General features: G+C 58.0%; 11 protein-coding genes and 1 pseudogene. 10 read left to right on the top strand and 2 right to left on the bottom strand.

Annotated elements, in window-relative coordinates; all coding sequences use genetic code 11:
• Positions 1-51: 51 nt before the first annotated feature.
• Together IGS75_RS07405 and IGS75_RS07410 are read left to right on the top strand one after the other, a co-directional pair.
• Entirely contained in the window at positions 52-264 is a 213-nt protein-coding gene (locus IGS75_RS07405; RefSeq protein WP_202256474.1) for a hypothetical protein, read from the top strand.
• Positions 261-563 (top strand): annotated as a pseudogene (locus IGS75_RS07410) (transposase); the annotation flags it as partial. The gene IGS75_RS07405 and the pseudogene IGS75_RS07410, both read left to right, overlap by 4 nt.
• 380 nt (positions 564-943) lie before the next feature.
• Here IGS75_RS07410 and IGS75_RS07415 read toward each other — a convergent pair.
• Positions 944-1,690: a helix-turn-helix domain-containing protein gene (locus IGS75_RS07415; protein ID WP_202256475.1), complete on the bottom strand. Its 747-nt coding sequence runs from the start codon at positions 1,688-1,690 to the stop codon at positions 944-946.
• A gap of 138 nt (positions 1,691-1,828) precedes the next feature.
• Here IGS75_RS07415 and IGS75_RS07420 point away from each other — a divergent pair, with 138 nt between their 5' ends.
• From IGS75_RS07420 to IGS75_RS07455, 8 genes are read left to right on the top strand one after another with little or no spacing between them, the layout of a single operon-like run.
• Positions 1,829-4,297: a TonB-dependent receptor plug domain-containing protein gene (locus tag IGS75_RS07420; protein ID WP_141352488.1), complete on the top strand. Its 2,469-nt coding sequence runs from the start codon at positions 1,829-1,831 to the stop codon at positions 4,295-4,297.
• Between the two features lie 26 nt (positions 4,298-4,323).
• Complete coding sequence (locus tag IGS75_RS07425; RefSeq protein ID WP_202256476.1) at positions 4,324-5,499, top strand: NAD(P)/FAD-dependent oxidoreductase; 1,176 nt, start codon at positions 4,324-4,326, stop codon at positions 5,497-5,499.
• On the top strand, positions 5,492-6,451 hold the full coding sequence (locus tag IGS75_RS07430) for an ABC transporter permease (RefSeq protein WP_202256477.1): 960 nt from the start codon (positions 5,492-5,494) through the stop codon (positions 6,449-6,451). Before IGS75_RS07425 ends, IGS75_RS07430 begins: the two co-directional genes overlap by 8 nt.
• A 2-nt stretch (positions 6,452-6,453) precedes the next feature.
• Positions 6,454-7,296: an ABC transporter permease gene (locus tag IGS75_RS07435; RefSeq protein WP_237468710.1), complete on the top strand. Its 843-nt coding sequence runs from the start codon at positions 6,454-6,456 to the stop codon at positions 7,294-7,296.
• Positions 7,293-8,318: an ABC transporter ATP-binding protein gene (locus tag IGS75_RS07440; protein WP_141352497.1), complete on the top strand. Its 1,026-nt coding sequence runs from the start codon at positions 7,293-7,295 to the stop codon at positions 8,316-8,318. The genes IGS75_RS07435 and IGS75_RS07440 overlap by 4 nt, the downstream gene beginning before the upstream one ends.
• Positions 8,315-9,271, top strand: coding sequence for an oligopeptide/dipeptide ABC transporter ATP-binding protein (locus IGS75_RS07445; protein ID WP_141352499.1), 957 nt, complete (start codon positions 8,315-8,317; stop codon positions 9,269-9,271). Before IGS75_RS07440 ends, IGS75_RS07445 begins: the two co-directional genes overlap by 4 nt.
• A gap of 28 nt (positions 9,272-9,299) precedes the next feature.
• Positions 9,300-10,625: an NAD(P)/FAD-dependent oxidoreductase gene (locus tag IGS75_RS07450; protein ID WP_141352501.1), complete on the top strand. Its 1,326-nt coding sequence runs from the start codon at positions 9,300-9,302 to the stop codon at positions 10,623-10,625.
• Between the two features lie 3 nt (positions 10,626-10,628).
• The gene (locus IGS75_RS07455) at positions 10,629-12,296 is read left to right on the top strand and encodes a peptide ABC transporter substrate-binding protein (protein WP_202256479.1); all 1,668 of its coding nucleotides are present in this window, start codon (positions 10,629-10,631) and stop codon (positions 12,294-12,296) included.
• A gap of 46 nt (positions 12,297-12,342) precedes the next feature.
• On the opposite strand, the gene IGS75_RS07460 is transcribed toward IGS75_RS07455, so the two are convergent.
• Entirely contained in the window at positions 12,343-13,041 is a 699-nt protein-coding gene (locus IGS75_RS07460; protein WP_141352505.1) for an SDR family NAD(P)-dependent oxidoreductase, read from the bottom strand.
• Positions 13,042-13,062: the final 21 nt, after the last annotated feature.

A 13,062-nucleotide genomic window follows, 5' to 3' on the forward strand; every position in this document is an offset into this window, starting at 1 on the left:
GAGAACTTTAATGTGCTATCCACTTGTTTTCAGCTCCAACGGGTTAGAAGCGTGACTGTCAGCACGACGCGCGACGTGTTGAAGCAATATCAGGTAGGACTATATTTTCGGGCCATTTTTCTGGGTGTTGCAACGGCCATGCTGGCAAGAGAGACGCCATCTTGGGAGATCGTCATTAAGCCTGCATTGAGCGTGACGCTGTTCGTGATTTTTATCCAGAGGGACGGCTCGAAAAACCTCTTGGCTCGGGCTTGTTTTGTGTGATTCCATGTTTCTTTGATGTTGAGGAGCGGCTTGCGCGATTAAGCGGGCTTGGTGATCAGCTCAAAGTGTTTTCCCGGACTGCGGATTTTGAAGTGTTGCTTCCTGCCCTGGAGAAGGCTCTGGCCTATTTCGACAGAAGCAAAGGCGGACTTCCTAGGTTCGATCTAGTACTGATGTTCAAAACTCTGCTCATCCAGGCTCTGTACAATTTGTCTGACGAACGAACGGAATATCTGATTGACGTGCTCTTTTTTGTATCCACTCATAAGGAGAGTTCCCGTTTTTATGGTTTGGGGTTGATGGGATGACGAGTGTCTCGGGGGTATGTCATCCAGTTGGGAATGGGGCTGTCGCGCATGGCCGAGGGGAGCGAACCCTCCAGCTTCTTCATGACAGCCGGAAAGGTCAGTGAGGACACCGGTGTCTCAGCTCTGTTGAACAGCCTTCCCATGGTACAGTGGCCGCTGGGCCGGACCGAGGGCGTGATGCTGACAGGTTCAGGGATACCCTGGAGGAACGAGGGATCAGCTCTCCCATGGTAGGAACGGAGATCCCGCGGAAAAGCAATCAAATATGACAAACGAAAATACAAACGTCTCGACCGCATCTAAATCATGTCCAGTCGACACAAGGACAGGCGATGGATCACCACACACTATGATAGATATTCGACGGCCTTCTAGCTCGCTGCAGCCTTAGGTTGCGTCGTGGACACCGCGTCCAAAAGGATTTTTCCGAGGGTGTCATAAATGCCTACAGGGTGGTCCTTGATGGAGAGGGCCACGCCCAGGACCAGACCTTTACCGATGTTTCGCTCGGGGATCGAGACGGCGACGCCTCCGACGCCGTTTATGAAAGCGCCCTGATCCGTCGTGTAGCCAGAAGCCTTTGCGCGGGCGATATTTTCAATCAGGATTTCATACTGACGCTTCGGTCTTTTTTTCTGAAGAACATCATTGATGGTTTCGTCCTCACAGCCAGCAAGGATCATTGTGGCACCCGGCCCAAATCCCAATGGGATCCGCCCCCCCACACCCTGCGTCAAAGAGGGTATTATTTCGTTTCCAAAATAGGCATCGATACAGATCGCACTGTTGTTCGAGCGTGCCAGGAGGAAAACGGCATCGTTTTCCTGGAGGGGCAGACCAGCGATCACGCTTCGCAGGCGGCGACTGTGCATCAGCCGAAACTGTGACTCATTAAGCTGAAAATGCCCGGTCGGGGCGAGGATATAGCGCCTTGTCTGCGGTACGCGCGTCACGAGATGTTCCTGCATCAGGGAAGCCAGAAGCCTGTGTGTTGTCGCTTTCGGGAGCTCACACAATGCGGCCAGCTGACCCAGCTCCTCTCCGTCGATCCCGGATAAAGAGAGCGCTTTCAGGATACAGGCTGCCTTGCGAACTGCATTTTTCGATTCGTTACGCATCCGCTGTTCCACCATTCGGAATTCTTCTGGAGATTAATTCAAGATGATTGATTTTGTCAGTTCATTTCAGCAGCGTCGTATCGGAAACGTTATGAGAAATTCCTGAAGGCATCAGGAACTCCGCGAGAGGGAAGTTCAATGAGGTCAGTGTGTTGTGGTCTTGCTGAAGAAAAGAAGCGTGTTATTACAACACGTAAGCTGGCTCTTCTGGTAACCAGCCTTGCTGGGATCCTGCCCGATTTTGCGGCTGCCGCCACGGCGGACACCACAGCGACCAAGTCTATCAAAACGTCTGTCCTCAAAAAAGCACACAGGCCTGTCGAGGTTGCTAGCAAGGAAGATGAACAGGTTATCGTGACCGGAACACGGGACCCGCATCAGACCGCGCGCAAAAGCATCAGCCCGATTGTCGTGATTTCTGCGAAACAGTTACAGCAGACGGGCCAGGCCGATCTGCGCGATGCGCTGATCCAGATGGCGCCGTCCATGACACGTTCGAACATGAATATCGGCAATTCGAACATGACGGATGCGATACAGCTTCGTGGCCTGACGCCTAACCAGACGTTGGTTCTGGTCAATGGCAAGCGCCGGCACACGACGTCCGTCATGACGGATTATACCGGGCCTCAGCAGGGTTCGATTCCGGTCGATATTGACATGATCCCGGTCTCGGCGGTGGATCACATTGAAATTCTGCAAGATGGTGCGGCGGCCCAGTACGGGTCTGATGCGATTGCGGGTGTTGTCAACATCATCCTCAAGCATTCGGCGCACGAACTTACGGCACAGGCCATCAATGGGGGTTATTATGCAGGAGACGGCTTTACTTCAGGGGAATCCGTCAACTGGGGGACGGACCTTGGCAAGGGGCGTGGTTTCTTTGATCTGAGCGCTGAATACAAGTACATGGACCATACCGACCGTGGCGGTATGGATGATCGTACGGGAGCGTATGACAACCATGTCTTGGGCAATCCGCGTCAGATGCGCGAGACGATTTCCTATAACATGGGCTATCATATCACCGACCACATCCAAGCTTACTCTTTCGCCTCCTTTGGGCACGTCAACGGAGAAAGCTACCAAAACTATCGTCTGCCCACGGTTCTGCCTGAAGTCTATCCCAACGGATTTTCACCGCAGATCACTCTGGCGCAGAACGATTACAGCTTTACGGGCGGCTTCAAGGGGCAGTTTATCGGATGGGACTGGGATGTCAGCACCACATATGGCGGAAACGTTGCCGATGTTGGCATGTTCGATACAGTCAATCCCGATCTGTATGCCGCAACAGGAAAAACCCCCACGCGCTTCTCTCCCATGATGACCTTCAATGATACGGAATGGACGACCGATGCCGGGATCCGCCGTGGATTTGATGTACCTCTTCTGGCAGGGCCGCTCAATTTCGCTCTTGGTGCCCAGTACCGCTACGATACGTATGAGGTCGGGGCTGGTGAGCCGGCGTCCTATTACGGCGGCGGACCGTCCGCGGATGATGGTCTCTCACCCATGTCTGCATCCAAGAACTTCCGTGATGTGACAGCCGGCTATATGGACCTTTCCACGCAGCTGATGAAGGGCTGGCAGCTGGATCTTGCCGGACGCGTCGAACACTACACGGACGTTGGTAATACTGAGACCGGCAAAGCCTCGATGCGTTACGATATCAATCCGATGATTGGTCTGCGCGGTACGATCAGCAACGGCTTTCGCGCACCGACGCTTGCTGAGGAACATTATTCCGACATGGGGGTTTCTCCGACAGGCGCTTCGGGCATTCTGCCTGTTTCCTCTGCTGCAGCTAGACTGCTGGGGTCCCGGCCTCTCCGTCCGGAGCGGTCAATGAACTATTCCGCCGGTATCGTGATCAACCCGATCCCGCGCATGCATATCAGCGTGGATGTCTATCAGATTTCCCTGCGCAACCGGATCACGCTGGGGGGTGTTTATAATGGGCAGACAGCCATTGATGCTCTTGAGGCCGGTGGGTTTGGGCTGCCCAGCGGGCTGATCCCTGAGGATGTGACGGCGCAGTATTTTGCCAATACGGCCAATACGCGCACACGCGGCATGGATATTACGGCGAATTACGAAACGCCTTTCGGACGGTTCGGGACCGTCAACTGGGACGTTGCGATCAATCTCAACGACCCCGTCATCACCCGGACTGCGACGGATGAAAACGGCAATTCCTTGCTGAACGCGCTCTATCGCGGGTTCCTGACAAGCTATACGCCTCACAGCAAGGAAATCATCGGCGGGACCTGGCGCAAGGACAAATGGTCCGTTTCCATTCATGAAATCCATTATGGAAACGTGGTCTCACAGCAGCAGTATGTTACTGGCCCCTACGCCTATTCCAACACGGTTTATCTGCCCTTCAACAACGGGGCGAACCAGCAGACGAACATCCTTGTGGGCTATCAGATTTCTCCTCGATGGAGGGTCTCGCTCGGGGCGAATAATATTTTTAATGCCAAGCAGCCTATTGTGCCCAAGAGCACGAACTATCTTGGTGTTCAGCGCTATAATTTCGACGTCCAGCAGATTGGATTCAATGGCGGATATTACTTCTTCCAAGTCAATTACAGCATGAAATAAGACCTTTACGCACCGGGAGACGCGAAATGCCTGATGTTGTTGTCATCGGATGTGGAATTAGTGGTGCGGCCACAGCCTGGGAACTTGCGAAATCAGGCTGTTCTGTCACCCTCGTGGACCGATACGGTCCTGCAGCAATGGCGAGCGGGTGGACACTGGCCGGCGTCCGGCAGTCCGGGCGCCATCCTTCTGAACTGCCACTTGCCATGGCAGCCGTGAAAATCTGGGAAGGTTTGGATGAGGAACTCCAGGCCTCCACAGGCTACGCGCAGCATGGCAATCTCAGAATTGGGCTGACCCCAGAAGACCTTCCGGCCCTGCGGGTGATTGCGCAGGACGGTGAGGCCGTGGGACTACCCATCGAAGTTCTTGCAGATGCACAATCCGTGCGCGATATCGCGCCAGCTCTCTCACCCGCGATTGCCGGGGCCACCTGGTGCCCGACAGACGGACATGCGGACCCGGATGCAACGGTAAACGCCTTTATCAATGCTGCCCGACGTCTGGGCGTTGAGACCGTTTACGGTGAGGCTGTACTGTCTCTCGAGAGCCGGAGCGGCCGCATCTGCGGGGTGCGTACCACCTCGCGGACCATTGCAACAGATGCCGTTGTCCTGGCGACCGGCATTTCCGGAAATGAGCTGCTTGCCCCTTTCGGGAGCCCCCTTCCGGTTGACGTCAAAAACGTGACGGTCGTGCGGACCCGGCCTCTGCCGCCCCTGCTCTCGCAGGTTCTGTCGGTTGCCAGCGCCTGCAACTCGGACGCCGCCTGTGCCGGGCGGCAGCAACTGGACGGGGCGTTCCGTTTTACAAGCGGGATCAAATCCTGGGGTGGCCTCATGCGTGAAAAAGACGGACGGCCCGTCATTGCTCCCACTGTCGCCAGCTTTCTTGAGACCCTTCAGAGTTTCGGAGATGTCGTCCCGGCGATCCGGGAGGCGGAAATCGACGCTTACTGGTGCGGTCTTGTCGATCAGACGCCGGATGCGCTGCCGGTTCTGGACCATGTCCCCGGTGTGGACGGTCTGGTGATGGCACGGGGGTTTTCCGGGCATGGGTTCTGTCTTGGGCCTCTGACCGGCAGGATCATGGCCGCTCTTGTTCAGGGGCAGGCTCCTCCGTTTGATATTTCGGCTTTTGCATTCAGCCGTTTTTCCGGTCTGATCACCCCTTCCTGCAGCCCCGTGACGCTCCATGGGTAATGGGAACCTCCTGTATGTGTTGCGGCTGGGCGGCGTGAAGATCCTGCTGCTGCTGCTGGTTTCGATAACCGGATTTACGCTCCTTCATCTTGCACCTGGAGATCCGCTCTCGCAATTCACGCTAGCCCCCGGCATGACGGCGGAGCGGCTTGCGCAGATCGCGCATGGCATGGGGCTCGACCAGCCTCTGTGGCGGCAGTATCTGCACTGGCTGCACGGCATCATGACGGGCGACTGGGGACGCTCGTTCCGGGATCAGTCGCCGGTTCTGGGCATCATCGTCTCACATCTGACCGCGACCATCGAGCTTGGTCTGGCTGCGCTGGGGATCTCGTTCAGCCTGGGGCTGGGCATGGGGCTGATGGGGGCCCTGCGCGCAGGACGAACTGTGGATGATGTGACGTCCGTGATCTCCATCATCCTTTTCTCACTTCCGACCTTCTGGCTCGGGCTGGTGTTCATCTACATTTTTTCCGTGCGGCTGCAGTGGTTTCCAACCGGAAACTTCAGCAGTCCGGGCGACCGGTTCATTGTAGGGTATCTCAGGCATCTTGCCTTGCCCGCCCTGACGCTCGGGCTGGTTTCCGTCCCTGTCTGGAGCCGGTACATGCGGACATTCGCGGGCGAAATCCTGAAGCAGGACCAGATCCGGACGGCACGGGCTCTGGGGCTGTCTTCCGGACGCATTATCGTCCACCGGCTGTTACGGGGCGCGCTGCTTCCGATGATTCCGGTGGCGGGGATTTATCTTCCGACCCTGCTCAGTGGGGCGCTCGTGACGGAGACGGTTTTCAGTTGGCCGGGGATTGGCCGTCTGTTTCTCGATAGCCTTCAGTACCGCGACTATCCCGTTGTCATGGGGGTTCTGATGTTCAGTGCCATTCTCGTTCTGGTCAGCAGCACGCTGGCGGAACTGCTGCATCATGTCGCTGATCCGAGGCTGAGGGCATGACGATGCGACTGCCTTCCATCCTGCGACGCCTGCTCGCCCATCCGCGTGGCATGGTTCCCACACTCTATGTTCCCACCATCATCGTGCTGTGCGGGCTCGGGCCGTGGCTTCTGCCGTTTGGGGAGCTACATGTTGATCTTTACCATCGTTTCCTGCCCCCTCTTGGAAACGGGCATCTGCTGGGAACCGACGAAATAGGGCGCGATGTTCTGAGCCGGGTGCTGATGGGGGGGCGCGTTTCCCTGCTGGTCGGGCTGGTTTCGACGGCCATCAGCACCCTGATCGGGACGACGGTGGGGATTGTTGCGGGTTACCATGCCGGTCTGGCGCGCTTCCTGATCACGACCGTGATCGATGCCGTACTGTGTTTTCCTGTTGTTTTTCTGCTGCTGACGCTTGCTGCGGTCCTGCATCCTGGCATCGGGACAATCATCTGCATCATCACGCTGGTGAGTTGGATGGAAGTCGCGCGCGTTGCTCAGAGCCAGACGCGGATTGTGCGGCGGCAGGATTATGTGACGGCCGTCGTGGCCATGGGCGCTGGCGATGCGCAGGTTTTGTTCCGCGAAATCCTCCCCAACATTCTGCCGGCCATCATCGTCAGCGCGACCCTTAATATCGCCCGGGCCATCCTGCTGGAATCCTATGTCAGTTATCTGGGCTACGGCATCCAGCCGCCCGATGCGAGCTGGGGAAACCTGCTGAACAATGCGCAGGAATACCTGGAATCCGATCCATGGCTGGCCATTATCCCCGGTGCGGTGATTGTTCTGACGGTCGTCATGTTCAATCTGCTCGGAGATGCCCTGCGAGATGCCATTGATCCATCGAGGCGCAGCTCATGACTGACAGAAATGCAGCACCGCTCCTTTCAGTGCGCAACCTCACCGTCAACTTCGGTGGCCCCGATATCGTGGATGACCTGTCGTTCGATATCGGACAGGGCGAAATTGTGGCGCTTGTTGGCGAAAGCGGATCTGGAAAGAGTGTTGGCTCCCTTGCGATCATGGGCCTGCTGGAAAACGCGACGATTCAGGGCTCGGCCTCCCTGTCAGGAGGGGCGAGTTCGGGCGGGCAGGAGGCACCTACTGAACTGGTCGGTCTTCCTGCCCGCAGGCTGCGCGCCCTGCGGGGACGGCGAATCTCCATGATTTTTCAGGATCCGCTTTCCAGTCTGGATCCTCTTCAGACAATCGGCGGCCAGATCCGGGAAGTTCTGAAGGCCCACACCCGTCTGACAGGAGCGGCTCTGCACAGCCGGGCGATTGCCCTGCTGGAGCAGGTCGGGATTGTCGATCCGGAGGGGTGTCTGGCGCTGCTTCCCCAGCGCCTTTCCGGCGGGATGAGGCAGCGGGTCATGATTGCGCTCGCCATTGCGGCAGAGCCAGATCTGCTGTTCGCGGACGAACCGACGACGGCGCTTGACGTCACCGTGCAGGCTCAGGTTCTGCGCCTTCTGAAAGGGCTGCGAGACCAGACGGGGATGGCCATGGTCTTCATCACGCATAATCTTGCCGTCGCATCCGCCATCGCCGACCGGGTGATCGTTCTTTATGCCGGTCAGGTGGTGGAAGATGCCCCGGCGGATGTGTTTTTCCGGCGGCCCGCCATGCCCTACAGCCGGGCGCTGCTGTCTGCGGCACCTCGGCTTGAGGCTGTGCTGGCGGGATACGGCCATCTCGAGGCGCCGCGTGGACAGGTTCCTTCTCCCGGACAGAGAGGAACGGCCTGCCGCTTTGCCGCACGCTGCGATGACGTACGGGAAACGCCCTGTCTCGCGTCCATGCCGTCCCTTGTCTCCATCGCGGCGAACGGAGAGGCTCACCATACCGTTCGGTGTGCACGTTGGGAGGAACTTGCACCATGAGTACGGCTGTTCTGAGTGTGCGCGGGCTTTCGAAAACCTATGTTCAGCGGAAGGGCCTTTTCGGCGCGGTGAAGGAGACGCATGCGGTCAGGAATGTCTCGTTCGATGTGGGGCGCGGCGAAATCCTGGGGCTTGTGGGAGAATCAGGGTCGGGGAAGACGACTGTGGGGCGCATGGCCATGCGTCTTCTGGAGGCGACATCGGGGCAGGTTGTGCTGTCGGGGACGGATATCACGGTCTATTCGCATGCCCGTCTGCGGTCTGTGCGGCGCAAGATGCAGCTGATTTTTCAGGACCCTTCGGCATCGCTGAATCCCCGACAGACGATCGGCCGTATTCTCAGGACACCTCTGGCGCTGCGAGGGATCGACAATGATCAGGACATTCTCGAAACGCTGGCGCTTGTGGGAATGTCGCCCGATATCCTGAACCGCACACCGGCCATGTTTTCAGGTGGGCAAAGGCAGCGGCTGAGTATTGCGCGCGCGCTGCTGATGCAGCCGGAACTGCTGGTGGCGGATGAGGCTGTGTCTGCCCTGGACGTCTGTGTTCAAGCGCAGGTGGTCAATCTGTTCGTGGATCTGCGGGACCGGCTGGGGCTTTCCATCCTGTTCATCGGGCATGATCTGGCGGTTGTCGGCGTTGTTTCTGACCGGGTGGGCGTGATGTATCGCGGCGTTCTGGTGGAAGTGGCCAGAACGGCCGATCTCTTCCGCCGGCCGCGCCACCCCTATACGGCGCAGCTTCTGGCGGCAGCACCTCGGCATGGCGCCCCGCTGCCTCCGGAGCCAGCATCTTCACAGTTTTCACAGGCATCGGGGGGATGCGTCTTCGCCCCACTCTGCTCTCACATGACGTCCGAATGTCTCAACAGGCAGCCGGACCTCAGCGAGGTCGGCCCAGCGCATCAGTCGGCCTGTCTTCGGACAGAGCTGCAACTGAGCGGTGTTTGAATGTTCATGATAACAAAGGACAAGTGTTATGGGACCTGAAGTCAAATCCATCGTAACCGATCAGCTTCCTCCCGAGAGCGCGGATGTTGTCATTGTCGGTGGTGGGATTGTGGGGGTCAGCACGGCCTATGCCCTCGCCAAGCGTGGCATCTCGGTGGTCCTGTGCGAGAAGGGGCATGTCGGCGGAGAACAGTCCAGCCGCAACTGGGGATGGGTCCGCCGTAATGGGCGTGATCCCCGTGAACTGCCACTGATGATGGAAAGCTTCCGGATGTGGAAGGAGTTTTCCGACAAAAAGATCGACACGGGATTTACTGTCTGTGGTGTGCTGTCGGTTGCGAAGACGGCGGCGGATCAGGCGCGGCATGAGAAATTCGTTGCCGATGCCCAGCCTTACCAGATTGGCAGCCGGGTCGTGACCGGGCACGAGATCAACAACATTCTCCCAGGTCTGGTTGGGACGTTCAGGTCGGCCCTCTACAACCCGACAGACGGCCGGGCCGAGCCACAGCGCGCAGCCCCGGTCATTGCGCTGGCGGCGCGGGAGATGGGCGCGAGCATCGTGCAGAACTGCGCGGTGCGGGGCATTGACAGGGAAGGCGGGCGCATCTGCGGCGTGGTGACGGAGCTGGGCTATATCCGCACGAGCCAGGTTGTTGTGGCGGGCGGGGCCTGGTCCCGGCTTTTCTGCGGCAATCTGGGGGTCTCCCTGCCGCAGATGAAGGTCCTCTCCTCGGTCTGCCGGACGGCTCCGGTGCAGGGGCTTCCGGATGTTTCGGCCTATCTGGGCTCCGTGGCGTTCCGCAAACGTGATGACGGGGGTTACAATATTGCTCCCAGCGTCGGGCTGAGCGTGCCGATCGTGCCGGACATGTTCAAACTCGGACTGCAATATCTTCCGGCCTTCCGTGCTGAGCGCAAAGCCGTTTCCCCACGTCTGGACAACCGGTTCCTGACAGAGCTTCTGACGCCGACGCGGTGGGACCTCGACATGCCCACGGCCTTTGAGAAGACCCGGACCCTTGACCCCAAACCCAACGTCAAGCTGACACGCTCCATGGTCGCGAAACTGGAGGCTTTCTTTCCGTCCGTCGGGCATATTCCGGTTCTGCAGCACTGGGGGGGCATGATCGATGTTGTTCCCGATGCGGTGCCAGTCATTGATACGCTTTCTTCCGTACCCGGCCTGACCATTTCCACCGGGTATTCGGGGCATGGATTTGGCATTGGCCCCGGTGCCGGTCAGCTCACGGCCGATCTGGTCACGGGCGCGACGCCTGTTGTGGATCCCACGCCGTTCCGGCTTTCGCGGTTTACGGACGGCACCCCCATCCGGCTGATCGGTGGCTTCTGACGAATGGCAGGCTCCTTTCAGCTCTCCCGCCGCCAGAGCCTGACCCTTGCCGCGGGATTTCTGGGGGGGATGGCCTGCCGAGCCTTTTCTCCCCGACATGCCGTGGCTGCCGACGCCCCGACTTCGGCGGTGGGGAACGCGCCATCCAGCCAGAGGCAGGTCATTGTTGGTCTGTCTCAGGAGCCGACCGTCTTTCATCCCCTTCTGCCTCACATCGAAGTGGATGACGGGGTACTGATGAATCTTTTCAGTTCCTTGTGGCGGATCAATGCCAAGGGGGACTTTATCCCGGATCTCGTCACCGCCATTCCGTCCCTTGAAAACGGGGATATTTCCCCCGATGGCAGAACCTGGCGCATCCGGCTTCGGAGCGATGCGCTTTGGCATGACGGACAGCCGGTCACGGCAGGCGATGTGCTGTTCACGCTCCAGACCCTGCGCGATCCGGCATTTCCGGCCTATACCCGCAGCGGCTTCGGCCTCATCGACCATATCGAGCAGACCGGCCCCTTCGAGTTGAGCTGGCATATGCGCGAGCCCTATGCGCCCTTTCATGCCGTACTTGCGAGTGCCATGATTGTTCCGTCGCATTTGTTGAAGGACAGGAGCGACACATCCGCCTTTTCGCGCGCGCCCGTTGGGTCCGGGCCATTCGTCTGGGGCGATCGGATTCCATCCGAAGAGATCCGCCTGAAGGCCAATCCGCATTATCATCTTCCCAAAGCAGAGATCGAGGAAGCGATCATCCGGTATATTCCTGATCTGACCGTGATGTTCACGCAGTTCGAGACCGGTGAAATCGATTATCTCGGCATGCAGGGCATTCTGCCTGACCGCTATCCGCAGGCCCGCACTCTTCAGAAACGGACCATCATCCAGGCCCCCCAGCCCTTCGTGGAAGGGCTCGCTTTCAATATGGGGCGGCCGTATTTTCAGGATCTGGCCGTCCGGCAGGCGATTTACGAAGCCATCGACAAAGAAACCATGCTCAAGACCCTTTTTCAGGGCATTGAGATATCAACGGAATCCTTCCTGCCCGCTGAATCTCCTTTCTTTAACCCCGATCTGCCTGCGCACCGCTTCGATCCCGATGCGGCCGCGGAAAAACTGGAACAGGCGGGCTGGCGGAAAAACCGTGATGGGGTGCGGTCGCGCAATGGCATCCGGCTGGAATTTACGAATGCGACGACCTCAAGCAATGCTCTTCGCACGCAGGCGCAGGAGATCATTCAGCAGTATTTGGCGGATATCGGCATCATCATGCGGATCGAGGACCGGCCCGCAGCCGTGATGTGGGGGCATTACTGGGTCAATTCCGAGTTCGATAGCGCGCTGGTTTCCGTTGATTACATGACCGGATCTGATCCGGACGCATCCAGTTTCTTCACGTCAACGGCCTCCCCGGCGAAAGGTGGACGGGGGCAGAATGTGTTCCAGTACGCCAATCCGGTTGTTGACAGACTGTTTCAGGAAGGGAACAGAACTTTTGATCGTGCAGCCCGCATTCAGTGTTATCGGCAGATCCAGAAAATCCTGCGTGAAGATCTGCCCATGCTGCCGTTCTATCAGGTTAATAATATTGAAGGCGTAAAGGATGATCTGGCGGGCTATGAAAGTAACGTCAATGTCCGCTCCAATTTGTGGAACCTGCCACAATGGCATTGGATATGACGATGGCAGGCAAAGCGCTCTGACAGAGCGATCTACCTTCGAGGGGTCAGTAAAGGTCTTCTTCCGAGCAGCTGATTGAAAGTTCGGCCACATTGGCTGTATTCGGCAGGTCCAGAACAGCCAGGATCATGCGTGCGATATCCTCTGGCTGCGTCATGTCCGCATCGCCTTTTGAGGTAATGCTCCGGGCCATATCGGTCGCGACGAAACCGGGGCAGACGGCCGTTGCCCTGATGCCATCTGCCCAGCCTGTCTTCTTGATACTATGCGCCAAGGCCACGGCGGCATGTTTGGTGATGGCATAGGGGCCCGAGCTGGCGGATTTGACACGTTTTCCGGAAAGTGAGGCTAGAATGATGACACGTCCCCGCTGACAGGCCTTGAGAGAGGCCCATGCGGCCTGAACCAGCCGGATTGGCGAGCGCAGATTGACCGTCAGCATCGTGTCCATATCCTCGTCACTGATATCGATGATTGAGGATGGGATCATGACGCCGGCATTCGCAATTACGGCGTCAATCCGGCCATAATGGGCGAGTGTGGCTTCGACCCATGCTTTCTCCTGATGTTGCTTCGCATCGAATGTGTGCACGAACATGTCCGGGCCGGACGTCATGGAAGATGCATCCCGGACACCCGCGCTAATCCGCCAGCCGGCCTGCTTCAACTGTTCGGAAAGAATTTTTCCGATACCACGACTGGCACCCGATATCATGACGACACGGTTGGCTGAGACTTCATTCATGATGAACTCCGTATTTCCTGA

The sequence above is a fragment of the Gluconobacter sphaericus genome, assembly GCF_016757795.1.
In the GTDB taxonomy this organism is placed as follows: domain Bacteria; phylum Pseudomonadota; class Alphaproteobacteria; order Acetobacterales; family Acetobacteraceae; genus Gluconobacter; species Gluconobacter sphaericus.